Annotated in this window: 22 protein-coding genes and 1 pseudogene; 7 read left to right on the top strand and 16 right to left on the bottom strand. The window is 65.0% G+C overall.

Going from position 1 to position 23,968, the window contains the following annotated elements; translation table 11 throughout:
• Window positions 1-313 precede the first annotated feature (313 nt).
• From rpmG to ABIA90_RS17730, 3 genes are all read right to left on the bottom strand, one after another.
• Window positions 314-481: a 50S ribosomal protein L33 gene (gene rpmG / locus ABIA90_RS17740; RefSeq protein ID WP_007603295.1), complete on the bottom strand. Its 168-nt coding sequence runs from the start codon at window positions 479-481 to the stop codon at window positions 314-316.
• Between the two features lie 207 nt (window positions 482-688).
• Window positions 689-2,014, bottom strand: coding sequence for an LLM class flavin-dependent oxidoreductase (locus ABIA90_RS17735; RefSeq protein WP_354117952.1), 1,326 nt, complete (start codon window positions 2,012-2,014; stop codon window positions 689-691).
• A 207-nt stretch (window positions 2,015-2,221) separates the two neighbouring features.
• Complete coding sequence (locus ABIA90_RS17730; RefSeq protein ID WP_354117953.1) at window positions 2,222-3,559, bottom strand: amidohydrolase; 1,338 nt, start codon at window positions 3,557-3,559, stop codon at window positions 2,222-2,224.
• Between the two features lie 161 nt (window positions 3,560-3,720).
• On the opposite strand from ABIA90_RS17730, the gene ABIA90_RS17725 reads away from it, so the two are divergent.
• Both ABIA90_RS17725 and ABIA90_RS17720 read left to right on the top strand, forming a co-directional pair.
• Window positions 3,721-4,263, top strand: a complete 543-nt coding sequence (locus ABIA90_RS17725; protein WP_354117954.1) for a hypothetical protein — start codon at window positions 3,721-3,723, stop codon at window positions 4,261-4,263.
• Between the two features lie 76 nt (window positions 4,264-4,339).
• Window positions 4,340-5,698 (top strand): metallophosphoesterase family protein, encoded by a 1,359-nt coding sequence (locus ABIA90_RS17720; RefSeq protein WP_354117955.1) that lies wholly within the window; start codon window positions 4,340-4,342, stop codon window positions 5,696-5,698.
• 27 nt (window positions 5,699-5,725) lie between these two features.
• Here the strand turns inward: ABIA90_RS17720 and ABIA90_RS17715 are convergent, their stop codons facing one another.
• Genes ABIA90_RS17715 through topA form a run of 4 tightly spaced genes read right to left on the bottom strand, consistent with a single transcriptional unit; the run spans window position 5,726 to window position 12,066 of the window.
• Entirely contained in the window at window positions 5,726-6,475 is a 750-nt protein-coding gene (locus tag ABIA90_RS17715; protein ID WP_354096582.1) for an NUDIX hydrolase, read from the bottom strand.
• Between the two features lie 32 nt (window positions 6,476-6,507).
• Window positions 6,508-6,948, bottom strand: coding sequence for a DUF983 domain-containing protein (locus tag ABIA90_RS17710; protein WP_166097101.1), 441 nt, complete (start codon window positions 6,946-6,948; stop codon window positions 6,508-6,510).
• Complete coding sequence (gene rnr, locus ABIA90_RS17705; RefSeq protein WP_354117956.1) at window positions 6,942-9,299, bottom strand: ribonuclease R; 2,358 nt, start codon at window positions 9,297-9,299, stop codon at window positions 6,942-6,944. Before rnr ends, ABIA90_RS17710 begins: the two co-directional genes overlap by 7 nt.
• A gap of 19 nt (window positions 9,300-9,318) precedes the next feature.
• Entirely contained in the window at window positions 9,319-12,066 is a 2,748-nt protein-coding gene (gene topA / locus ABIA90_RS17700; RefSeq protein WP_354117957.1) for a type I DNA topoisomerase, read from the bottom strand.
• 226 nt (window positions 12,067-12,292) lie between these two features.
• On the opposite strand from topA, the gene ABIA90_RS17695 reads away from it, so the two are divergent.
• Window positions 12,293-12,532 (top strand): hypothetical protein, encoded by a 240-nt coding sequence (locus ABIA90_RS17695; protein ID WP_247310066.1) that lies wholly within the window; start codon window positions 12,293-12,295, stop codon window positions 12,530-12,532.
• 246 nt (window positions 12,533-12,778) lie between these two features.
• Here the strand turns inward: ABIA90_RS17695 and ABIA90_RS17690 are convergent, their stop codons facing one another.
• Both ABIA90_RS17690 and ABIA90_RS17685 read right to left on the bottom strand, forming a co-directional pair.
• Window positions 12,779-13,333 carry a flavodoxin family protein gene (locus tag ABIA90_RS17690; protein WP_354117958.1) on the bottom strand — a complete coding sequence of 185 codons (555 nt, stop codon included), beginning with the start codon at window positions 13,331-13,333 and terminating at the stop codon, window positions 12,779-12,781.
• 169 nt (window positions 13,334-13,502) lie between these two features.
• Window positions 13,503-13,970: a winged helix-turn-helix transcriptional regulator gene (locus tag ABIA90_RS17685; protein ID WP_071913095.1), complete on the bottom strand. Its 468-nt coding sequence runs from the start codon at window positions 13,968-13,970 to the stop codon at window positions 13,503-13,505.
• A gap of 123 nt (window positions 13,971-14,093) precedes the next feature.
• On the opposite strand from ABIA90_RS17685, the pseudogene ABIA90_RS17680 reads away from it, so the two are divergent.
• Together ABIA90_RS17680 and ABIA90_RS17675 are read left to right on the top strand one after the other, a co-directional pair.
• Window positions 14,094-14,860, top strand: a pseudogene (locus ABIA90_RS17680) (SDR family NAD(P)-dependent oxidoreductase).
• Between the two features lie 174 nt (window positions 14,861-15,034).
• Complete coding sequence (locus tag ABIA90_RS17675) at window positions 15,035-15,217, top strand: hypothetical protein (RefSeq protein ID WP_071917406.1); 183 nt, start codon at window positions 15,035-15,037, stop codon at window positions 15,215-15,217.
• Window positions 15,218-15,275: 58 nt separating this feature from the next.
• Here the strand turns inward: ABIA90_RS17675 and ABIA90_RS17670 are convergent, their stop codons facing one another.
• Entirely contained in the window at window positions 15,276-15,884 is a 609-nt protein-coding gene (locus tag ABIA90_RS17670; protein ID WP_014494708.1) for an FMN-dependent NADH-azoreductase, read from the bottom strand.
• A gap of 84 nt (window positions 15,885-15,968) precedes the next feature.
• Here ABIA90_RS17670 and ABIA90_RS17665 point away from each other — a divergent pair, with 84 nt between their 5' ends.
• Window positions 15,969-16,379, top strand: coding sequence for a winged helix-turn-helix transcriptional regulator (locus tag ABIA90_RS17665; RefSeq protein ID WP_028152772.1), 411 nt, complete (start codon window positions 15,969-15,971; stop codon window positions 16,377-16,379).
• Here ABIA90_RS17665 and dprA read toward each other — a convergent pair.
• Together dprA and ABIA90_RS17655 are read right to left on the bottom strand one after the other, a co-directional pair.
• A complete protein-coding gene (gene dprA / locus ABIA90_RS17660; protein WP_354117959.1) occupies window positions 16,376-17,518 on the bottom strand; it encodes a DNA-processing protein DprA in 1,143 nt (380 codons plus the stop codon). The two genes, ABIA90_RS17665 and dprA, sit on opposite strands and share 4 nt — an antisense overlap.
• A 106-nt stretch (window positions 17,519-17,624) precedes the next feature.
• Entirely contained in the window at window positions 17,625-18,050 is a 426-nt protein-coding gene (locus tag ABIA90_RS17655) for a DoxX family protein (protein ID WP_063982811.1), read from the bottom strand.
• Window positions 18,051-18,362: 312 nt separating this feature from the next.
• On the opposite strand from ABIA90_RS17655, the gene ABIA90_RS17650 reads away from it, so the two are divergent.
• The gene (locus tag ABIA90_RS17650) at window positions 18,363-19,607 is read left to right on the top strand and encodes an amidase (RefSeq protein WP_354117960.1); all 1,245 of its coding nucleotides are present in this window, start codon (window positions 18,363-18,365) and stop codon (window positions 19,605-19,607) included.
• On the opposite strand, the gene ABIA90_RS17645 is transcribed toward ABIA90_RS17650, so the two are convergent.
• The 4 genes from ABIA90_RS17645 to ABIA90_RS17630 form a co-directional block, all read right to left on the bottom strand.
• A complete protein-coding gene (locus tag ABIA90_RS17645) occupies window positions 19,599-20,801 on the bottom strand; it encodes a patatin-like phospholipase family protein (protein ID WP_354117961.1) in 1,203 nt (400 codons plus the stop codon). The two genes, ABIA90_RS17650 and ABIA90_RS17645, sit on opposite strands and share 9 nt — an antisense overlap.
• Before the next feature lie 212 nt (window positions 20,802-21,013).
• Entirely contained in the window at window positions 21,014-21,610 is a 597-nt protein-coding gene (gene plsY / locus ABIA90_RS17640; RefSeq protein WP_063986317.1) for a glycerol-3-phosphate 1-O-acyltransferase PlsY, read from the bottom strand.
• A gap of 47 nt (window positions 21,611-21,657) precedes the next feature.
• Window positions 21,658-22,959 carry a dihydroorotase gene (locus tag ABIA90_RS17635; protein ID WP_071917407.1) on the bottom strand — a complete coding sequence of 434 codons (1,302 nt, stop codon included), beginning with the start codon at window positions 22,957-22,959 and terminating at the stop codon, window positions 21,658-21,660.
• Window positions 22,960-22,964: 5 nt separating this feature from the next.
• A complete protein-coding gene (locus tag ABIA90_RS17630; RefSeq protein WP_014494716.1) occupies window positions 22,965-23,912 on the bottom strand; it encodes an aspartate carbamoyltransferase catalytic subunit in 948 nt (315 codons plus the stop codon).
• Window positions 23,913-23,968 lie beyond the last annotated feature (56 nt).

The following is a 23,968-nucleotide window of genomic DNA, read 5'->3' as shown; positions in this document are numbered from 1 at the left end:
TCATGAGCATGTCCTTCCCAAATTCGGGACGGAGATGCCGCCCCGGTAAATGCACGGTAACATACATTTCGGATTGGGCAACCGAGGGTTGAGGGGGCGTCTGCCTATAAACTCGCCATCCACACAAAGCATGGCCCTCGGCGGAACGGCTCTGGATTGCTCCGTCGCAAGAGCTCCTCGCAACGACGGCGTGGAGAAGGAGCAGCGCGTCAACTTCGGTCTCGTGCCCCGACAGGAGAGGGCACAAACAAAAACGGGGCCGTGAGGCCCCGTCGAAAGTCCGTAGCTTATTCCGCGATCTTACTTGATCTTCTTACTTGATCTTGGCTTCGCGGAATTCGACGTGCTTGCGCGCGACCGGATCGTACTTCTTCTTGACCAGCTTGTCGGTCATGGTGCGCGAATTCTTCTTGGCGACGTAGTAGAAGCCGGTGTCAGCCGAGGACACGAGCTTGACCTTGATGGTGACCGCTTTGGCCATGTTCAGAACCTCAGGAATGAAGGGAATCTGGAGCCGGCCAAACGGCCCGCGTTGGCCGGCAACCTAGCCAGAAACCGCCTGATGTCAAGGTTTCGAAGCGTTTTCGAGCGAAGTGGGCACCGGTTCGCGTCAAGAAAACGCGTCAAAAACAACAACCTAGAGCCCCGAACGGGGCTCTAGGCCGGAAAACCACCCAAAACGGTCCCATTAGGCCTCGAAGAACCGGTTTTTCGGCCGCGGCAGGCCCAGATTCTCCCTCAAAGTGGCCCCTTCATACTCTTTGCGGAAAATCCCGCGACGCTGCAGCTCCGGCACCACCTTGTCGACGAAATCGTCGAGGCCGGCGGGCAGGAACGGGAACATGATGTTGAAGCCGTCGGAGCCGCGCCCGACCAGCCATTCCTCCATCTGGTCGGCGATGGTCTTGGCCGTGCCGACGAAGGACAGCCCGCCATAGCCGCCGACGCGCTGGGCGAGCTGGCGCACGGTGAGCTTGTCGCGCCTGGCGAGGTCGACCATACGCTGGCGGCCGCTCTTGCTGGCGTTGGTCTCCGGAATCTCCGGCAGTTGCCCGTCCGGATCGAAGCCCGAGGCGTCCGTGCCGAGGATGACCGAGAGCGAGGCGATGGCGCTGTCGTAATGCACGCGGCTGTCGAGCAGCGCGCGCTTCTCCTTGGCCTCATCGACGCTGTCGCCGACCACGACGAAGACGCCGGGAAGAATCTTCAGATGTTCAGGATCGCGGCCGATCTTCTCCATGCGGCCCTTGATGTCGGCATAGAGTTTTTGGCCGTCGGCGAGCGGGCCGCCGCCGGTGAACACGGCTTCCGCCGTCTCCGCCGCAAGCTGCCTGCCGTCCTCCGATGCGCCGGCCTGCACGATCACCGGCCAGCCCTGCACGGGCCGCGCGATGTTGAGGGGGCCGCGCACCTTCAGATATTTGCCGTTGTGGTCGAGCACGTGCATCTTCGCGGGATCGACGAACACGCCGCTTTCGACGTCGCGCACGAAGGCGTCGTCGGCGAAGGAATCCCAGAGGCCCGTGACCACGTCGTAGAACTCGCGGGCGCGCTTGTAGCGCTCGGCATGCTCCATGTGGTCGTCGAGGCCGAAATTCAGCGCCGCGTCCGGATTCGAGGTGGTGACGATGTTCCAGCCCGCGCGCCCGCCGCTGAGATGGTCGAGCGAGGCGAAGCGCCGCGCCACGTGGTAGGGCTCGTCAAACGTCGTCGAGCCCGTCGCGATCAGGCCGATGCGCTCGGTGACGGCGGACAATGCCGACAGCAGCGTGAACGGCTCGAACGAGGTCACGGTGTGGCTGCGCTTAAGTGCGTTGACCGGCATGTTCAGCACGGCGAGGTGATCGGCCATGAAGAAGGCGTCGAACTTGCCGGCCTCGAGCTTCTGGATCAGCGTCTTGATATGGCCGAAGTTGAAATTGGCGTCCGGCCAGGCTCCCGGATAGCGCCAGGCGCCGGTGTGGATGCTGATCGGGCGCATGAACGCGCCAAGCTTGAGTTGCCGTTGTGCCATCGCCCCGTATCCGTTCTAGGTGTCGTTGGGGAAGACATAGGGACGCCTGGGGACTCCGCCATTGGGGGAGGCAGGAAGATTTTTTCGTTTTTTGATCGACTCTCAGCACGTTCGCGTCATTCCGGGGCGCCGCGCGGAGCGGTGAGCACAGATGCGCAATTGCGCATCTGAGAAGCCCATCAAGCCGCAGACACTGATGCGAGGAAGCTACTGCCCCCGCGCCCTTTGATCGAAGGCGCTCAGCACGGCGAGCGTCATCGCGGTGACGCCGGTCCGGATGGTCGGTTTCGGCACCGGGGCGAATTGCGGCGAGTGGTTGCCGGGAAGCGGCGGGCCGCTGCCGTTACGCGCGGCGGCGACGCGGTCGGGCTCATAGACGCCGATGTTGAAGAACATCGAAGGCACGCCGGCGTTGACATATTCTGAATAGTCCTCGCTGGTCGTGTTTGCCGGGCTGACGTTGAACTTGTCGCCGAAGGCCACTTTCAGCACCCGCTCGGCCTGGCCGACGACAGCGGCATCGTTCATCACCGCCTTGGTCCCCTCGTCGAGATGGATTTCGGGCGCTGGCGCATCCGCCATCGCCGCCACCGCCTTCGCCGTCCGCTCGATCCCAGCCAGCATCCTGGCGCGCACCTGCGGCTTGAAGCTGCGGATCGTGCCGATCACCCTGGCCTCGTCGGGAATGATGTTGCCGGCGGTGCCGGCGTGGATCGCGCCGATGGTGACAAGGCCGAATTCGGTCGGGTCCTTTTCGCGGCTGATCACGCTCTGCACGTCGACGACGAAGCGGGATGCCATCATCACGGGATCGATGGTCGCCTGCGGTATCGCGCCATGGCCGCCGCGGCCAACGAATCTGATGAAGAGACCGTCAACGTTCGACGATCCGACCCCGACCCTATAGGTCACGGAGCCGTAGGCTCCACTGCCGTCGTGCAGGGCAAAACCCGCGTCGGGCTTCGGAAAGCGGGTGAACAGGCCATCGTCGATCATCGCCTTTGCGCCCGTGACCTCTTCCTCGGCGGGCTGCGCGATGAACATCAACGTACCGTGCCACTGGTCCTTTATGCCGACCAGGGTCGTCGCTGTGCCGACCCAGCTCGCCATGTGGATGTCATGGCCGCAGCTATGGGCGACGAATGTCTCGCGGCCCTGCCAGATCTGCTTGTCGCGGCTGGCATAGGGCAGGCCGGTCTTCTCCTCCATCGGCAGCGCGTCGAGCTCGGTGCGAACCATGATGGTGGGACCGTCGCCGTTCCTGTAGATGGCAACAAGGCCGGTCTTTCCGACGTGCTCGGTGACCTCAAAGCCAATCGCACGCATCTCGGCGGCGAGTTTCGCCGCGGTCTTCACTTCCTGGTAGGCAACCTCGGGATGGGCGTGGATGTCCTTGTAGAGCGCGTCGAGCTTCGGGTATTCGCTCTCGAAGGAGGTCTCGATCGTTTGCTTCAATCTGGCGACGTCGAGCTCCGCATGGGCGGGCGGGGAGAGCAGGCCGCACAACGCCACGGAAGCGAGCAGAGGCCTTACGAACCGCGTCATCCGATTCTCCAGTCGTTTAAGCGCCCATTCCCTCACCTAGCACATCTCGTCGCATCTTGCCGCGATAGAAATGGAAGAACGGCACCGGCGCATCGGGGCGTCTCTTCGAACCAATCCGCCTCTCGCTTCGACCAAGCCATGACCTCGTGAGGAGACCCGACATGGCAGGCGCAATGACCGTGGACGGCGGCACCGTTCGCATCGACCGGCCCATGCCCTGGGTCGGCCGCCTGCTGTCGCTGCCGCTGCTGGCCGCGAGCGGTTATCTCTTGTGGAATGTCGGCCTCGGCCTGCGCCAGGATTTTTCCGGATTCGGCCGGCTCGCCGATGATCTCGTGCCGGTGCTGGTGTTCACGGGGTTGGGACTGCTCGTCGGCATCCCCGGAATGATCCTGCTGACGTACCGCACTTTCGTCGTGCTCAACGAGACGCTGCGCTTGATCGTCATCACCAGGCAGTTCGGCCCGCTCAATATCCGCAGCCAGCGCGATCTCGCCGACTATCACTTCGTCAGCATCACCGACGACTATGATGCGGATCTGACGACCTACGACGTCAATCTCTGCGGCAACAGGGGCACCGAGCCGATCACGCTTCAGAGCTTCTCCAGGCGCGAGGAGGCGGACAAGCTCGCAAGCGAGATCGGCCGCGTCCTCAAACTGCCGGCCCGCGATTATGTCGGCACCGAGCCTGATGATTCCTGATTAGGTCCAGCCACGGCCTGTTGCTACCCGTTGCGGAAATTGCCATCCTCGCGGCCGAACACCGCAATGGAAGGCCATGACCTCAGCGAATAACTCCATTCCCGCGCTTCGACCGCGCGGCAAGGGCCACCAATTCCTGTTGTATGGCGACTCCTGTTCGGGCGTGCCGGGCGGATTGCACGAAAAGACCTTCGCCTCGGTCAATGCGGTCGTTCAACGCCTGAGGCCGCAGCCTGAATTCGTGCTCTTCCCGGGCGATGAAATCATCGGACTGACGCCGGATCCGGACGCGCTCCGCGCGCAGTGGCGCTATTGGCTGGATACGGAAATGGCATGGCTCGACCGTGCGGCCATTCCGATGTGGCACACAACCGGCAACCACACGACCTATGATTTGATGAGCGAGGCGGTGTTTCGCGCAGTGCTCGAGCTGCCGAAAAATGGCCCGCCGGGACAGGCGGGCCTCTCCTACTTCGCACGGCGCGGCGACCTCCTGATGGTGTTCGTCAACACGCTCTGGAGCGGCCTGGGAGGTGAGGGCCATGTCGAGCTCGCGTGGCTCGAAACAACGCTCAGAGCGCATGGCGACGCCCGACACAAGCTCGTCCTTGGTCATCATCCGGTGTTTCCCGTCAACGGCTTTACCGGGACGTATCAGCGCGAGATCGGCCACGAATATGCTCGCCCGTTCTGGGACATCCTGGTGAACGAAAACGTGCTCGCCTATCTGTGCAGCCACATCCTCGCCTTCGATGTCCAGGCGCATCGCGGTGTCCTGCAGATCTGCACTGCCGGCGCGGGAACGGCTCACAGGATGCCGGAAGGCGTCGAGTATCTGCATTGCATTCAGGCCGCGCTTGACGAGGAAGGCCTGCGTTATCAGGTGCTCGATATCGACGGCGTTGTCAGGGAGACGATGGAATGGCCGCTACCGGATCCTGATCCCGCCAAATGGAGAGAGCTGCGGCCCGGAGATGTCGAAGCACCGTTTAGCGGACGTGTGGAAAGCGGGCGCCGGATCGAGCTGAGGCTCGTGGGGCAAAGTGCTGCGACCGATGTCGCAGCGGCCCAGACGATTTTCACGGCTTTCGCGCCGGGTTCGATCGCGCCGTTCTGGCTTGGGCTTCGGGGACCGAGGCAAACCCTGACAGCCATCGTTGCTCGTGAGCCGGGGCGAAGCCCAACCTATTGGTTTGGACCTGATCTTCCGGCGGGCGAGGGTTTCGATATTCACGTCGCGATCTACCCGGACATGGGCCCGGGCGGTCTCTTGTATCGTCGTCACGATTCCACGCGTTGGTCGTCCTTCACCTCTGCGACGGCGCGAGGGTTGGAGCAGCTTGTGTGGCCGCAGCAATGGGCGATCGGCCACGGACAAGGTGGCAGCGAAGACCGCGCCTTCAGAGGTGCCGCGCTGAGTTTGCTGATCGCGTGAACGAGCCTGGAGAGTTCGGTGGCCGGATCAGCCCAAGATATCCTTCTGCATCTTGCCGCCGTAGAAATGGAAGAACGGCACCGGGGCATCGTGGCGGAGCGGGCCGGTGGCAAGCCGGGTGTCGAGCTCGTTGAGCACGTTGCGTGTCATCGGATGCAGATCGGCGAGCGGCTTTGAGCCGAGTTCGACCCAGACCAGCTCGACCAGCTCGGCATCCGCATGGATCACCCCCTCGACGCGGTGGGTGATCGCGGAGGCATCCGCGGTGAAGAAGCGGGTATCGAAGCGCTTGACGCGGCCGGGCGGGGTGATCGCGCGTGCGATCAGGAACAGGCTGGAGGGGTCGGGCAGCAGGCCCGCATCCGCGAACGGCTTCCAGGCACCCTCGAGTTTTGCTTTTCCCTCGGCCTTGCGTCCGAGGCAGAGGCCGGTCTCCTCGCAGGCCTCGCGGATTGCGGCAATCGCAAGCGACTTTGCGCGCGAGGCCGGGGTCTTCGGGCTGCCCTTGGCGAGATTGGCTTCCAGCTCGGCGGTGATGGGTGCAGCACACGGCACGCGGTAATCGTCCTTGTCGACACGACCGCCGGGGAAGACGAACTTTCCGGGCATGAACACCACCTTGTCGTGGCGCTTGCCGACCAGGACTTTTGGAATGCTGCCGCTGCGATCGACCAGGATCAGCGTCGCAGCATCGCGGGGGCGGAAATAGGGATGGTGGTCGGCTTCCTTGCCCTCGTGGATCTTGGCCTTCTCGGCTCCCTGCGACGTATCCGTCATGTCCTCACCCAAACCGCTTTTTGATTATTTGCTTAGACCGGCGGAATACCATCCGGAGGGTTGTCGTCAAAGCCGTGCATGCGCAGAGCCCATTGCAAGCCGACCACAGCTCCCTTGACCGGCTGGAGCAGCGCGAGCGAGGCGACGAAGGTGAAGGGCAGATAGGCCGCGAAGCTGAGCCAGACCGGCGTGGTGTAGTTGGTCTCGATCCAGAGGATCGTGGGCACCACGATGTGGCCGACGATGACGATCACGAGATAGGCCGGCAGATCGTCGGCGCGATGCGGCGTGAAGTCGAGGCCGCAGACCGCGCAATTGTCCGCCGTCTTCAGGAAGGCGCGGAACAGCTTTCCCTCGCCGCAGCGCGGGCAGCGGCCGCGAAAGCCGCGCTTCATGGCCGTCCAGACGTCGCGCTTCTCGACGAGACCGGTTTCGCGCGTCCAGGTCTTTGGGGCCGTGCTCGTCGTCACCATGCCTTGCCCTTCTGACCCCCGCCTTTTCCTTTGTTCTTGCCCTTGCCCTTCTTGGGTTTGCCGGACTTTTGCTTCGGCGGCTTGCGTTTTTTATCCGGACTGCGTCCGGGATGCGCCTTGAACGAGGGGCGGCGTTGCGGACCGGATGGCCTGCGGCCGCGCGGCGCGGTCTCGCCGGTCGACGACAGCAGCTCGAAGCGTAGCGCGCCTGCGATGGGAGCTGCTTCTATCAGACGGACGTCAACGACGTCACCCAGCTGATGCATGGTGCCGCTGCGCGTGCCGACGAGCGCGTGTCGGCTCTCGTCATAGTTGAAATATTCCGTGCCGAGGGATCGGATCGGGATCAGGCCGTCGGCGCCGGTCTCGGCGAGCTTGACGAACAGGCCGGCGCGGGTGACGCCGGAGACGCGGCCCTGGAAGCTCGCGCCGATGCGGTCGGCGAGGTGATGGGCGATCAGCCGGTCGACGGTCTCGCGCTCCGCCTTCATCGCGCGCCGCTCGGTCACCGAGATATGGGCTGCGACCTCGCCAAGGCTTTCCGGCGTCTCGCTGTCGGGCAGGGCGCCTTCGCCGAGGCCGAGCGCGCGGACCAGCGCGCGATGCACGACGAGGTCGGCATAGCGGCGGATCGGCGAGGTGAAATGCGCGTAGCGGCGCAGGTTCAGGCCGAAATGACCGTAATTCTCAGCGGAATATTCGGCCTGGGCCTGGGCGCGCAGCACGACCTCGCTCACCAGCGGGAAGTGGTCGTGGCCTTCGAGCTGCGCCAGCACGCGGTTGAACAAAGCGGGCCGCAGTGCGCCGCCTTTCGCGAACGGAACGTCCAGCGTCTCCAGAAACTCCGCGAGTGCGTGGACCTTCTCCAGCGTCGGCTCGTCATGCACGCGGTAGATCAGCGGGAGAGACTTCTTCTCCAGCATCTCGGCTGCCGCGACGTTGGCGAGGATCATGAACTCCTCGATCAGCTTGTGCGCGTCGAGACGTTCAGGCACGACGACGCGATCGACCGTGCCGTCGCTCTTCAGGAGGATCTTGCGCTCGGGCAGATCGAGATTGAGCGGATCGCGTTCGTCGCGGGCGCGCTTGGCGCAGGCATAGGCGGCATAGAGCGGCCTCAGGATCGGATCGAGCAGGGGTCCGGTGGTGTCGTCGGGCCGGCCGTCGATCGCGGCCTGCGCCTGCGCATAGTTCAGCTTCGCCGCCGAGCGCATCAGGATGCGGTGGAAGCTGTGCGAGCGCTTGCGCCCGTCGGGGCCGAGCACCATGCGCACCGCGAGCGCGCCGCGCGGCTCGCCCGGCACCAGCGAGCAGAGATTGTTGGAGATGCGCTCGGGCAGCATCGGCACAACGCGGTCCGGGAAATACACCGAGTTGCCGCGATCGAGCGCGTCGCGGTCGAGCGCGGTGCCCGGCCGCACGTAGAAGCTCACATCGGCAATGGCGACATCGACGATGAAGCCGCCCCTGTTGTTCGGATCAGGATCGGGCTGCGCATGCACCGCGTCGTCGTGATCCTTCGCATCCGGCGGGTCGATGGTGACGAGCGGCACGTCGCGCCAGTCTTCACGTCCCTTCAGATTGGCCGGCTCTGCCGCTTCGGCTTCACGCTCTGCCGCGGGCCGGAACTGCAGGGGGATGTCGTGCGCGTAGATCGCGATCAGGCTGATCGCCTTCTCCGACTTGACCGAGCCGAGCTTCTCCTTGACCCGGCCCGAGGCCAGCCCAAAGCTGCGGGTGCGGACGATATCGACACTGACGAGGTCGCCGTCCCGGGCGCCGTGCGTGTCGGCCGCGGCGATGTTCAGCTCGCGGTCGGCGGACTTCTTGTCGACCGGGACCAGCCGTCCGCCGCCTTCGGGAAGCTCGCGGAACACGCCGAGGATGCGGCTCTTCGTCTTGTCGAAGACCTTGATGATGTGGCCGCGATAGGCCGGACCTTCGTTCTCGTCCGAGCGCTCGACGCGCAGCAGCGCGCGATCGCCGACACCGGCCGCGGTGCCGGGCTTTGGCCGGCGCGGCATGACGATGAGGATTTTTGGCGGTTCGCCGCTTTCGACCTCGTCCCATTCGGTGGGGGAGGCGATCAGCTCGCCGTCACTGTCGCGGCCGGTGATGTCGGCGACCAGCGTCGACGGGAGCGCGTCCGGCTCGGAAACCTTGTGGCGTTTTTTCTTGATGGTGCCGTCGTCGGCGAGCTCGCGCAGCATGCGCTTGAGCTCGATGCGATCGGCGTTCTTCAGGCCGAACTCGCGCGCAATTTCGCGGGTCCCGACCTTTCCGGGATTTGCCTTGATGAAGGCGACGATGGCGCTCCGGTCGGGAAAGCCATGGTCATTCTTGCGTTTCACTTAACCTCTAATTCTTGATCTAGGTCTTGCCGGCACTCTTCTTGGCCGGAGCCTTGGGGGCGGCGGCCTTGGTCGGCGACGTTTTTGCGGTCGACGACACGGCGGCGCGCGCCTTGCTGGTGGATTCGGATTTGGGTTTGGCCGCCTTCTTCGCGGCCGGTTTCTTCGGCTTCGGCGCGGCGTCATCGCCGTCGGTGGCCTTCGCCGCAGCCTTCTTGGCCTTGGCCGGCTTCGCGGCTTCCTTCGCCTTGGTCTTGCCGCCGCCCTTGGCCGCGCGCTCGTCGATCAACGCGATCGCCTGCGGCAACGTGACGGTGTCCTTTTCGAACTCGGCCGGGATCGTCGCGTTGACGCCGCCTGCCGTGACATAGGCGCCGTAACGGCCGCTCTTCACCGTGACGGTGCCCAGCGTCGGATGATCGCCGATCGCCTTGCCGGGGTCGGCGCCGAAGCGGCGGCTCGGGCCCTTGGCGATCTTTTCCGCGATCAGCGTCACCGCGCGGTTGAGGCCGATATCGAAGACCTCGTCGCCGCTCTCCAGGCTGGCGTAGGTCTTCTCGTGCTTCACGAACGGCCCGAAGCGGCCGAGTCCTGCCGTGATCGGCTGACCGGTCTCCGGATGCTTGCCGATCTCGCGCGGCAGCGACAACAGCTTCAGCGCAAGCTCGAGCTCGACATCGCCCGGCGAGGTGCCCTTCGGGATGCCCGCGCGCTTCGGCTTCTCGCCTTCCTCATAATCCTTCTGCTCGCCGAGCTGGATGTAGGGCCCAAAGCGGCCGGCCTTGACCCAGACATCGCGACCGGTGTCGGGGTCCTGGCCGAGGGAACGGTCGGCGGTGGTCTCGCTGTCGGCGGCGAGCTGGCGGGTGTAGCGGCATTCCGGATAGTTCGAGCAGCCGACGAAGGCGCCGAACTTGCCGGCCTTGAGATTGAGCCGGCCGTTGCCGCAGCTTGGGCACTGCCTGATATCGCCGCCATCGGCGCGGGGCGGATAGATGTGCTGGCCCAGCATGTCGTCGAGCACATCGAGCACCTGGGCGACGCGCAGATCCTTGATCTCGTCGACGGCACCGATGAAGCCGGTCCAGAAATCCTTCAGCACCTGCTGCCAGGAGATCTCGTTGTTGGAGATGCGGTCGAGCTGCTCCTCCAGATTGGCGGTGAAGTCATATTCGACGTAGCGGCTGAAGAAGCTTTCGAGGAAGGCGACCACGACGCGGCCCTTGTCCTCGCCGTGCAGGCGCTTCTTCTCCAGCTTGACGTAGCCGCGGTCCTTCAGGACCTGGAGGATCGAGGCATAGGTCGAGGGACGGCCGATGCCGAGCTCTTCCATGCGCTTGACCAGCGAGGCCTCCGAGAAGCGCGGCGGCGGCTCGGTGAAATGCTGGGTGACGGCGAGCGACTGCCGCTTCAAGCCGTCGCCCGCACTCATGGCGGGCAGGCGGCGCGAATCGTCGTCTTCCTCGTCGTCGCGGCCTTCCTGGTAGAGCGCGAGGAAGCCGTCGAACTTGACGACCTGACCCGTCGCCCGCAGCTCCAGCGTGCGGGAGCCTGCCTTCGCGGTGATGTCGACGGTGGTGCGCTCGAGCTCGGCAGATTCCATCTGGCTCGCGATGGTGCGCTTCCAGATCAGCTCATAGAGTCGGGCCTGGTCGGCATCGAGCTTGCGGCTCATGCTGTCGGGGCGGCGCGACATGTCGGTCGGGCGGATCGCTTCGTGCGCTTCCTGGGCGTTCTTGGCCTTGGCCTGGTACTGGCGCGGGGCCTCCGGCACATAGGCGTTGCCGTAATCCTCGCCGATCACCTTGCGCGCCTGGGTGATCGCGGACGGATCGATCTGCACGCCGTCGGTACGCATATAAGTAATGAGTCCGGTGGTCTCGCCGCCGATGTCGATGCCCTCATAAAGGCGCTGCGCGATGCGCATCGTGTGCGCCGGCGCAAAGCCGTATTTGCGGCTGGCTTCCTGCTGCAGCGTCGAGGTGGTGAAGGGCGCCTGCGGATTGCGCCGGGCCGGCTTGGCATCGACCGCGGTCACGGCGTAGGCGGCCGCTTCCAGCGCCTTCTTGAAGTCTTCGGCTTCCGCACCGGTGCCGATGTCGAGACGCTGGATCTTCTTGCCGTCGGCGCCGACGAGGCGCGCCTCGAAGGCGTCGCCGCGGGGCGTCAGCAGGGTCGCGATCAACGACCAGTATTCGCGCGCGACGAACTTCTCGATCTCCAGTTCGCGGTCGCAGACCAGCCGCAGCGCCACCGACTGCACGCGGCCCGCCGAGCGGGCGCCCGGCAGCTTGCGCCAGAGCACGGGGGAGAGGGTGAAGCCGACCAGATAGTCCAGCGCACGGCGCGCCATGTAGGCGTCGACCAGCGCGCCGTCGATCTGGCGCGGATTCTTCATCGCGTCCGTGACGGCCTGCTTGGTGATGGCGTTGAACACCACGCGCTCGATCTTCTGATCCTTCAGCGCGCGCTTTTCCTTCAACACCTCCAGCACGTGCCAGGAGATGGCCTCGCCCTCGCGATCAGGGTCGGTCGCCAGAATCAGGCGGTCGGCGTTCTTCAGGGACTTGGCGATATCGTTGAGCCGGCCGGCCGCCTTGGGGTCGACCTCCCAGATCATCTTGAAATTTGCGTCCGGATCGACGGAACCGTTCTTCGCCGGGAGGTCGCGGACATGGCCGAACGAGGCCAGAACCTCGTAGGACGAGCCCAGATACTTGTTGATCGTCTTGGCTTTCGCCGGCGACTCCACAATGACGATATTCATGTAGTTCCAGTAGCTTACGGGGAAATTACGAGCCGCTTTCGATGAGATTCGGATCGGCCGTTTCGACCCGAACATGGGTGGTGAGGCCCTCGCTGTCAAATCGAGGGGTGTTGAAAGCACCCCAAATGGGAAAAGTTTCATATCGAGAAAGTTGCAAAATACCACCTTGGAGTTGCGGTCAATGTCGGCGTAGAGTCGCCCGGGGCATGGATTCGGGTGGGGTCTGGTGACTAAGCCAGGAAAGAAACGGGCGCGCGCCGCGTCAGGCGTGGCGGGAGGCTCGCGCGGTGAGGAACCAGGGGAGGGCGGCGTCGAAGAGGCCGTCGCCTTCATCGCCGAGCAGGTCGGGGCGTTGCGCAAGCTCGCCGAGCGCCACAAGCTCGATGTGCTGCATTATCTCCTGGGGATGACCAAGCTGGAGGCCGACGAGCACCTGCGGCTGCGGAGCAAGCGCAAGCTGTCGTAGCGGCGCTCACCATCCAATCCGTCATCCTGAGGTGCTCGCGTAGAGAGCCTCGAAGGATGAGCGGCCGAGATGCTGCAGCCGGGCCGTCGCCCTTCGAGGGCCGCTGAAGAAGCGGCCACCTCAGGGTGACGGCGATATATGGAGGCGCGCCGCATCAACGTCGTCATTGCGAGCGCAGCGAAGCAATCCAGAATCCCTCCGCGGTGAAACTCTGGATTGCTTCGCTGCGCTCAGTGACCGGTGCGGTTAGCCGTTACGGCTTGCCATCTTGGCCAGTCGCCGGCCGAGATATTCGGCCGTGCTGAGGTCGCTTTGCGGTAACGAGGCGTCGACCAAGTGTGTCGCCAGGCCAAGCTGGCTGCCTAAACGATTCCGGCCACTCAGATCCTCCCCACCCGGAATATCCAGTCCGTACCAGAGCATGCCGTGCTGCGCGGCCAGAATGGAGAAGTAGGTCAATGTGTGGAGTTGATCGCCGCTTGCGCAGGCGCCCGTGGTGAACCCGGCTGCGATCTTGTTGGCCCATCTTTGCTGGCTCCATCGATCACTTGAAGCATCTGCAAAGGCTTTGAATTGAGCCGCTGGTCCGCCCATGTAGGTTGGGCTGCCGAATGCTACCGCGTCGGCGCGGTCAATCGTCTCCAGCAATCGCTCATTCTGAAACCGGCCTGACACGATGTCGTCGCCTGTGATGCGGCAAAGCGCGACGTCTGCCATGCCATCCGCTCCGCGCGCCAACGCATGCGCCAGCTTCTCAGTGGTGCCGGAGATGGAAAAATAGACGATAGCGAGCAGGGGCATGGCGGTGCCACTTTGGGGTGTTCAGCCATCTTTGACGCCGTCGATATTTTGTACAAGTCCCCCACGCAGTCATTGCGAGCGCAGCGAAGCAATCCAGAATCCCTCCGTGGTGAAACTCTGGATTGCCTCGCTGCGCTCGCAATGACGGTGTGGTGGCAGCGTGCCGCGATCAGGCCGACCGCCGCCGCGGTGCCGGTCGGGGCTTCAGCGTGATGTCGGCCAGGCTGAGCAACCGTCCATCCTCGGCGTGCAGCTCGAGCTTCTTCACCGGGCGGCCTTTGACGCGATCGACCATGACGGTGTCGATCTCCTCGGGCGTGTCGTCGAACTCCTCGCTCCATTGCCGGAGCGCGACCAGGATCGGGAAGAGGCCAAGTCCCTTCGGCGTCAGCACATACTCCTGGTAGGCGCTGCCGTCGGAGGCGGGGGCGGTCGCCAGGATGCCGTGTTCGAGCATTGAGCGCAGCCGCGCCGACAAGATGTTCTTGGCCATGCCGAGCTTGCCCTGAAACTCGCCAAAGCGGCGCACACCAAGCATCGCTTCGCGGATGATCAGCAGCGTCCACCAGTCGCCGATCGCCTCCAGCGACCGCGCGACCGGGCAGCCGTCACCCTCAAAACTCGTTCGTTTCACCATCGTCTGAGGTCTCCTCACATTCGCACGATGTCGGCGCCAATCACGCGCTTGTGTGGTTGCATCATAAAACCATTCGCCTAGATTGCAATACGGTTTCATAATGAAACTACTGGAGAGGCGAGCATGAGACTGAGCGGCAAGACGGCACTCATCACCGGCGGCAACAGCGGAATTGGATTGGCAACGGCAAAGCTGTTCGTGGCCGAGGGCGCGAAGGTGATCATCACCGGGCGCAACAAGGAGACGCTGGAGGCCGCAGCAAAGGAACTCGGGCCGAACGGGATCGCGCTGGTTGCGGACGCGACCGACGTCGCCGCGACTGAAGCGGCGATCAAGAAGGGCACCGAAAAATTCGGCAAGCTCGATATCGTGTTCGCCAATGCCGGCATCCCCGGCAGCACGCCGCTGGGCTCGACGACGTCTTTGAGAAGGTGATCAGCACCAACCTCACGGGCGTGTTCTTCACGGTGCAGTCGGCACTGCCCTATATCAACGACAACGCCTCGATCATCCTCAACGGTTCGGTGATCTCCGTGCTCGGCGTTCCCGGCTACTCCGCTTACGGGGCCGCCAAGGCCGGCGTGCGCGCGCTAGCGCGGATCATGGCCTCGGAACTGTCGCCGCGCGGCATCCGCGTCAACGTCGTTGCGCCCGGCGCGACCCGCACGCCGATCTGGGGCGCCGCGATCGCAACGCCTGAAGCGGAGAAGGCGTTCGAGAAGCGCCTTGGACTATCCACGCCGCTCGGCCGCATTGCTGAACCGGATCACATCTCGAAGACGGTCCTGTTCCTCGCCTCCGACGATGCCGGGCACATCCAGGGCCAGGAGATCTTCGTCGATGGTGGCGCGGTTGCCTCTCCCGCGGGCGCACCGATCTATCGCGGCTGATCAACGTTTGCGAAAATTGAATCGGTCGGCGCGACGACATCGGTTGCGCCGGCCGGTTCCTGCACCTCGGTGGCTGTATTCCTCTGAACCTTCCGTGAGGCGTTGAACCTTCGCTTGCGCTGCCAAGACCCTTTTGCGGGCAGGGTCATAAGACTCACTTTCAGGGAGCCCGCGATGTCAAAAGCAGCTCGCATTTCTTCGTCGATTTCAGAACCACGTATTTACACCGAACATTCCGCCATTCCAGCCAAGCACTCCGATACGTCCGAGTTCATCGGGGTGGCACTTTTCTCAGGCATCGGGCTTTTCATTTCGCTCGTCGCCGTCATTCTTGGCGTTCAGGGCGCCTGGTTTTAGCGCTGTCGAATTCTCAGCCGCCGCCGGGCTCCGGCAGCGGCTGGTGTCGGCGTAAGTCTTACGCCGCCTGCAGGCTGGTGGCAGCCTGAAGCGCTCCGGCCAGCGCTTTCTCACGATGCTCAGGGCCAACCTGGATGCCGTCGGCGACGATGAATTCGGGGCTCGTGATGCCCATGAACGCGAACACGCCACGCAAATAGGTTTCGAGGTGCTCGAGCGAGGCGGCCGGCGTGCCCGGGCCGTAATAGCCGCCGCGCGAGATCGCCACGATCACGCGCTTGTTGCCGGCAAGGCCCTGCGGGCCGTTCGCGTCGTATTTGAACGTTTTCCCCGCCACCAGGACGCGGTCGATCCAGGCCTTGAGCTGGCTCGGGATCGTAAAATTGTACATGGGCGCGCCGATCACGACGATATCGGCATCGAGGAACTCGTTGAGCACGGCCGCGCTCGCGGCCAGGTCGGGACCGAGTTCCGCCGGCGCCGGCGCGCCTTGCGCGGCCGCAAGGTGCGAGCCGGAGAGGTGGGCGAGCGGAATCTGCGTCAAATCGCGGTAGACGAGGTCGAGCGACGGCGTCGCCTGCCTGAGACGGTCGACGATGGCGGCGGAAACCTGCCGTGAGACGGAGTGGGGGCCGAGCACGCTGGAGTCGATATGGAGGAGTTTCATTGGGGTTCACCTATGGTATAGATTTGTAACCCGCACTACATGAGTGACTGTCAAATTCCCCGCAAGAACGCACTTTTTTGAGCCATGGGCACATCTTTGAGACCTGCACACACCGATTTTCCTGCTCCCCAGATGCCGGATCGCGACCACGCGGACTGCCGCGGGGTCGCCTCGATCCTGGCGCGCGTCGGCGACAAATGGAGCGTGTTCGTCATCATGATGCTGAGCGACGGGCCCAAGCGCTTCAACGAGCTGAAGCGGATGATCAACGGCATCTCGCAGCGGATGCTGACGCTGACGTTGCGCGGGCTGGAGCGCGACGGCTTGGTCACGCGCACGATCTTCCCGACCATTCCGCCGCGCGTGGACTATGAGCTGACCGATCTTGGCCGCGGGCTCCAGCAGCCCGTGATGGCGCTTGGGCTATGGGCGAAGGAGCACCAGGCGCAGATCGCGGCGGCACGCACGCGGTTCGATGAGCGCAACGACACCTAGAGAAGAGAGACGAGACCGCCGCCGTGGCGTTCGAGCCGCCCCGCAAGCTCGAGCTCCAGCAACACGGTGCGCACGATCGCGGGCGATGCGCCGGACATCCGCACGAGATCGTCGATCGAGATAGGGACGGGGCCCAGCAGGCCGGTGATCTGGTCGCGGTCGTGTGATTGCGGATCGCTCTCGAACGGTTCGCTGTCGGGCTCGCTCGCCGGATGCATCAACGGACGCTCCATGATCGGTGCGACTGCGTTGACGATGTCGGACGCTTCGGTGACGAGCGTTGCGCCCTGCTTGATCAAATCGTTGGTGCCGGCGGCGCGCGGGTCGAGCGGCGAGCCGGGCACTGCGAACACCTCGCGGCCCTGTTCTGCCGCCATGCGCGCGGTGATCAGCGAGCCCGAGCGATGCGCCGCCTCGACCACGACCACGCCGAGGGCTGCGCCCGAGATCAGCCGGTTGCGGCGGGGGAAGTCGCGGGCGCGCGGCTCATGGCCGAGCGGCATCTCCGAGATCGCAGCGCCCGCGTGATCGAGGATAGAGGCGAGCAGGTCGCCATGTTCGGGCGGATAGATGCAGTCATGTCCGCCGGCGAGCACCGCGATGGTGCCGCTCTCGACACTGGCGCGGTGCGCGGCCTGATCGACGCCGCGGGCGAGCCCCGAGATGACGATGAAGCCAGCTTCGCCAAGCTCACGGGCCAACTGACCGGCGAATTTCAGTCCCGCGCCAGAGGCATTGCGCGAGCCGACGATCGCGATCATCGGACGCATCAGCGTCGTGGTGTCGCCGCGCACGGCGAGCAGCGGCGGCGCATCGTCGAGCGTGGCGAGCCGCGCCGGATAGCCGTCCTCGCCGGGCGCGAGCCAGGCGATGCCGAACTTGCGGCTCGCGGCGAGCTCGGCCTTCGCCTCATCGGCACTACAGATGCGCCCGGAACGGGCCGCGCCGCCGCGACGCGCCAGATCGGGCAGCCGCTCCAGCGCGGCGCGCGCCGTGCCGAAATGATCGACCAGCGAACGGAAGGTGCGCGGCCCGACATTGTCGGAGCGGATCAACCGCAGGCGGTCGATCCGTTCAGCCTCGGTCAGCTCCACGCTCGGATTGATGGCGTCCACGGCGTCTCCTTGTGGGAGCAGCATGGAACAACCTGAGGGCGTGGGCAACAGTTGCGTGCGCTTGATCGGGCTTCAAAGGCGCTGCCGGAAGACCCGACGTGGTCGACGGGTCTTCCGCAAGGTCGTCGATTCAACGCGCGTGGGCCGCCTGAGCGACAGCGACGCCGCTCCGCGAGACGCGAGCGTCAAGGCTGAGCGCACCGGCACCGAAGGCAAAGATCTGGAGCAGGCCGCCTGCCATCATCACGTTCTTGAGGAAGTGGATCATCTGATTCTGGTCGGCAAAGTTGTTGTGGAACGAGACTGCCGCGGCCAGCGAGAATATGGCGAGCGCCAGCGCGACCGAGCGGGCTTGATAGCCCGCGATCAGCAGGAGACCGCCACCGAGCTCGACGAGAACTGCGATCGCATATGCCAACGGGGGCACCGGCAATCCCGCAGCGGCGATGTAAGCGGTCGTCGCACCATAAGCGGTGAGCTTGCTGAAGCCACTCATTGCAAACGGGAGGCCGATCAGCAGGCGGCCAACGAGGGAAGCATAACGGGTCGTATCCATGGTCATCGCTCCTGTGCTTGGTTGAGGTCCGACGGCGGTGACGCACCAGGCGTTTGTGGTTCGTAAGAGAGTGCGCGCCGCAGGGCCCTGCGTTGTGACCTCACACTGGCTCGATTGAATCGCGATAAAAATAGAAATAATTGAAAGATACTGTTTCCATTTTTGATCTCATCGGCGCGGCGCCCGCGGACGCGGATGCTCTGGTCGAGCCGCTGGTCCCGGTCGACTGCACGCATGGATCGACCGCGTCCACGCGCGCTTGCGCGACCTCGTCCCGATGCTAAAAGCGATGGCAATAAGAAGGGTATTGCCATGATCTCACTCGCCGACCTCCAGCGCCGCATCGAAGCGGGCGAGCTTTCGCCCGATGACGCCATCGCCCAGTCGCACGCGGCGATCGAGGCCAGGGAGAAGGACGTCCACGCCTTCGTCCGTCACGACAAATCCGCGAAGGCGCAAGCCTCCGGCCCGCTGCGCGGCATCGCCGTCGGCATCAAGGACATCATCGACACCGCCAACATGCCGACCGAGATGGGCTCGGAGATCTATCGCGGCTGGCAGCCGCGCTCGGACGCGCCGGTCGTGATGATGCTGAAGCGGGCAGGCGCCACCATCATCGGCAAGACCACCACCACGGCGTTCGCCTCGCGCGATCCGACCCCGACGCTCAATCCACACAATCTCGGCCATACGCCGGGCGGCTCGTCCTCGGGCTCGGCCGCGGCCGTCGGCGCCGGCATGATTCCGCTAGCGCTGGGCACCCAGACCGGCGGATCGGTGATCCGGCCCGCCGCCTATTGCGGGGCTGCCGCGATCAAGCCGTCGTTCCGGATGCTGCCGACCATCGGCGTGAAGTGCTACTCATGGGCGCTTGATACTGTCGGCCTGTTCGGATCGCGCGCGGAAGATCTCGCGCGCGGGCTGCTGGCGATCACCGGGCGCACTGAATTCGATGGCATCGCCGCGGCCAAGGCGCCGCGCATTGGCGTGGTGAGGCAGGAGTTTGCCGAGGCCGTGGAGCCGGCGGCGGAAGAGGGCTTGCAGGCTGCGATCAAGGCGGCCGAGAAGGCCGGTGCCAGTGTCAAGACCATCGATCTGCCGGAGTCGGTGCAGGAAGCCTGGCGCATCCACCCGATCATCCAGGATTTCGAGGCGCATCGCGCGCTGGCCTGGGAGTTTTCGGAGCATCACGACGAGATCGCGCCGATGCTGCGTGCCAGCCTCGATGACACCGTCGGCTTGACGCCGAAGCAATATGACGACGCGCGTCGGATCGCCCGCCGTGGCCGCCGCGAGCTCGGCGAGCTGTTCGAGGGTTTTGACGTGCTGCTGACCTATTCGGCGCCGGGCACCGCGCCGGCCAAGGAGCTCGCCTCGACCGGCTCGCCCCGCTACAACCGGCTCTGGACGCTGATGGGCAATCCTTGCGTCAACGTGCCGGTGCTGAAGGTCGGCGGCCTGCCGATCGGCGTGCAGGTGATCGCGCGCTTCGGCAACGATCCGGGCGCGCTTGCGGCGGCATGGTTCCTGGAGGATGCGCTGGCGAAATCAGGCTAGCGCGGGCTCAGCGGCGGGCAGCGCGCGTTCGGCCTCGGCGCCTGTCGCGCCTTGTCCGAGCCAACGCTCGGCGGCCTCGCGGCCGCTCCGGTGCAGCGTGCGAATGAAGCCGCGGCCGAGATCGGTGGATGAGCGCTGCGCCAGGCCCTCAACGGAGTCTTCGGCCGCGATCCTGGAGAGCCGCAGCGAAGGTGCGGCCGTGGCTCGCGCCCATTCCAGCGCCGCGATCTCGGCGTTGAGGGCGGCGTTGGCTGCGATCTGGTCGAGCCTGCGGTCGATCGCGGCGAGCGTGATCGGCACGTAGCTGTCGCGCGTGGGCGTGACCTGGACGAGCAGCAGATCGGAGGCTGTCGATTCCTGCGCTAGGCGCACCAGCGGCGGATTGCCGCCAATGCCGCCATCCCAATAGGCCTCGCCGTCGATCTCGACGGCGCAGTGAACCAAAGGCGGGCAGGTCGAGGCCAGCGCGACGTCGGCGGTAATGCAATCGTTGCGGAAGATCTGCTGCTGCCCATCGCGGATTCGCGTCGCAGCGATCAGCAGTTTTGGGCAGGCCACGTCGCGCAAGGCGGCAAAATCGATGTCGCGCGACAGCGCCAGCCGCAGCGGGTCGAGGTCGAACGGATCGAACTGGCCGGAGCGCAGCGTCGGACCGAACGCGACCGAGCTTCCCGCCGGCGAGAATCCGCCGACCAGCATCAAGGAGCGGAACGAGGCCTCGTGCATCAGGCGGGCCCAGAACCGGTTCAACCGCGAATGGGCGCCTTCGCGTCCGCCTTCGGCGAGGCCGGAGGCGAGCAGCAGCGCATTGATGGCGCCGGCACTGGCGCCGCTGATGGTGTCGATCTGGATGGTCGGGTGTTCCAGCAACCGCTCCAGCACGCCCCAGGTGAAGGCCGCAAAAGTGCCGCCGCCCTGAAGGGCCAGCGACACTCTTTGCGCCGGCCATTGGCTGGAGCGCGGCTGCACGGGCGCGACCGGCGCGGCAATGGTCACAATCTCGGATCGAGCAGCGGCTTGCGCGACGGGCGCAGGCCGGGTCAGTGGCGGGGGTACGGGAGCAGGCTCGGGCGCGGGCAGCGGCGATGGCGCATCGGACCAGACATTGGTCATCGAGAGCAGCCGGCTTGCTGCGGTGCTGGAAGCACCGTGCGAACCGGACCCGTCATGCGTGCCGACAATCTTCTCGCTCATTCTGAGCTACCGCGTAACGCCATTTCCGCTGTCAGGATGACAGGCGTGGAACTCGTTCGCCACTCCGGCCGCGAGCAGCTTCCGAGTTGCGAACAGGAATTGGCACATAATGCGGAGGCGGTGCGGCGATATCCGTACTTTTTCCGGCCTTGGGATTTTGTTTTGACGCGTTTTCTTGACGCGAACCGGTATCAACTTCGCTCGAAAACGCTCTAGGCCTTCTCGCCGATCCGGCTTTCCTTGCCGGATTGCAGTCGCTTGATGTTCTCGCGATGCGCGTAGAACAAGAGCAGCGTCAGCGCGGCGAACAGCGATGCAAGCGCGAGGTGCCCGAACCACCACAGGAAGATCGGGGTGATGAATGCCGCCACCAGCGCGGACAGCGAGGAGTAGCGGGTGGTGAAGGCGGTGGCGAGCCAAAGCAGGCAGAACACGATCGCGCCGGGCCAGAACAGGCCGAGCAGGATGCCGATATAGACGGCGACGCCCTTGCCGCCTTTGAACTTCAGCCAGACCGGGAAGAGATGGCCGAGGAAGGCGCCGAGCCCGGCCACCATGGCGGCATTGGGTCCCGCGATGTAGCCGGCGATCACCACCGCGACCGTGCCCTTGAGCGCGTCGAGCAGCAGGGTGCCCGCGGCAAGGCTCTTGCGGCCCGTGCGCAGCACGTTGGTGGCGCCGATGCTGCCGGAGCCGATCGAGCGAATATCCTGCGTGCCGGCGAGTTTGGTCAGGACCAGCCCGAACGGAATCGAGCCGAGCAGGTAGCCGATGACAAAGGCCACCGGCAGGAAGGCTTCAAGCCCCATGGCCGCATCTCCATGCTGAACCGCGACGCCACGCATGAATTTGCCCGTCAGACATGTTCGTAGACCGTCCGTCCGCCGACAATGGTGCGCACCACGCGGCCTGTAAAGCGGGCCTCGTCGAACGGGGTGTTCTTGCAGGGCGATTTGAGGTCGGCGGGATCGACCACCCAGGGGACGTCGGGGTCGATCACGATGACGTCGGCCGGGCTGCCGGCGCGCAGGGTTCCACCCGGCAGGCCCAGGATCTCGGCCGGCCGCGTCGACATGGCCCGGATCAGCGTCTTCAGGTCGAGTTCCTCATTGTGCACGAGGCGGAGGCCCGCGGGCAGCATGGTCTCGAGCCCGATGGCGCCGGGTGCTGCTTCCGCGAACGGCAGGCGCTTGACCTCGACGTCCTGCGGATTGTGGTCGGACATGATGACGTCGACGAGGCCGGAGGCGACCGCTGCGACCAGCGCGCGCCGGTCGTCCTCGGTCCGCAGCGGCGGCGACAGCTTCAGGAACGACCGGTAGGGGCCGATGTCGTTCTCGTTCAGCGCAAGATGATTGATCGAGACGGAGGCGGTCACGGCGAGGCCGGCGTCGCGGGCGCGCTTGAGGACGTCGAGCGAGTCGATACAGGACAGCGAGGCCGCGTGATAGCGCCCGCCGGTGAGCGCGACGAGACGCATGTCGCGTTCGAGCATCACGGCCTCCGCCGCGTTCGGGATGCCCATCAGGCCGAGCCGCGAGGCGAACTCGCCCTCGTTCATCACGCCTTCGCCGACGAGATCGGGATCCTCGGTGTAATGCACGATCAGCGCGTCGAAATCGCGCGCGTAGGTTAGCGCGCGGCGCATCACCTGCGCGTTGATCACGCTCTTGTCGCTGTCGCTGAAGGCGATCGCGCCGGCGGCCTTGAGGAGGCCGAACTCGGTCATCTCCTCGCCGTGCATGCCCTTGGTGAGCGCCGCCATCGGCAGGATGTTGACGATCGCGGTGTCGCGGGCGCGGCGCATCACGAAGTCGACGGTTGCCGAGTTATCGATCACCGGAGACGTGTCGGGCTGGCAGATGATGGTGGTAATGCCGCCGGTCGCGGCCGCCTGGCTCGCCGAGGCAAAGGTCTCACGGTGGCTGAAGCCGGGCTCGCCGACGAAGGCGCGCATGTCGACCAGGCCGGGGGCCACGATCTTGCCGGCGCAGTTGACGACGTCGGTGCCCTCGGGGACGCCGGCAGCGCCAATGCCGCGACGGGTCTCGCGGATGATTCCGTCGGCAATCAGGACATCGCCGGGGCCGTCGAAGTCCCTGCTGGGATCGACGACGCGGGCGTTGGCAAGCAGGATGGGACGGCGGTCAGTCAGCATGAGCATCACGCGTTCGGCAAGTTGCGGGCGAGCGCTTCGAGCACGGCCATCCGTACCGCCACGCCCATCTCGACCTGTTCGCGGATCAGCGATTGCGCGCCGTCGGCGACCGCGGTGTCGATCTCGACGCCGCGGTTCATCGGGCCGGGATGCATGACGAGCGCATCCGGCTTGGCGTAAGCGAGCTTTTTCTGGTCCAGCCCGAAATAGTTGAAATATTCGGAGGTCGACGGCACGAAGGAGCCGTTCATGCGCTCGCGCTGGAGCCGCAGCATCATGACGATATCGGCGCCGTTGAGCCCTTCGCGCATGTCGCGCGCAACCTCGACCCCCATGCGCTCGATGCCCGGCGGCAGCAGCGTCGAGGGGCCGACGACGCGGACGCGGGCGCCCATGGTGTTGAGCAGGATGATGTTGGAACGGGCGACACGCGAATGCAGCACGTCGCCGCAGATCGCGACCACGAGGCCCTCGATCCGGCCCTTGTTGCGGCGAATGGTCAGCGCGTCGAGCAGCGCCTGCGTCGGATGCTCGTGCGCGCCGTCGCCGGCATTGATCACGGAACCGTCGACCTTGCGCGCCAGCAGTTCCACCGCGCCGGAGGCGTGATGGCGCACCACCAGAATGTCCGGGTGCATGGCGTTGAGCGTCATCGCGGTGTCGACCAGCGTCTCGCCCTTCTTGATGGACGAGGAGGAGACCGACATGTTCATGACGTCCGCGCCCAGCCGTTTGCCGGCGAGCTCGAACGAGGACTGGGTTCGGGTGGAGGCCTCGAAGAAGAGGTTCACCTGCGTCCGTCCACGCAGGACGGTGCGCTTCTTGTCAACCTGACGGTTGAGCTCGACATATTCTTCGGACAGGTCGAGGAGGCCGGTGATGTCGGCCGCGGAAAGGCCCTCGATGCCCAGCAAATGCCGGTGGCCGAGGACGAAGGTCGATTTCGATGTCATTAAAACGAGAGCTATAGGCGGGGATGGCTGGGGGGGCAAGGGCCAATGCCAGGGCG

The organism is Bradyrhizobium sp. LA6.8, assembly GCF_040547935.1.
In the GTDB taxonomy this organism is placed as follows: Bacteria; Pseudomonadota; Alphaproteobacteria; order Rhizobiales; family Xanthobacteraceae; genus Bradyrhizobium; species Bradyrhizobium barranii.
The sequence above is the reverse complement of the archived record's forward strand: the minus strand, read 5'-3'. Positions and strand labels throughout refer to the sequence as shown.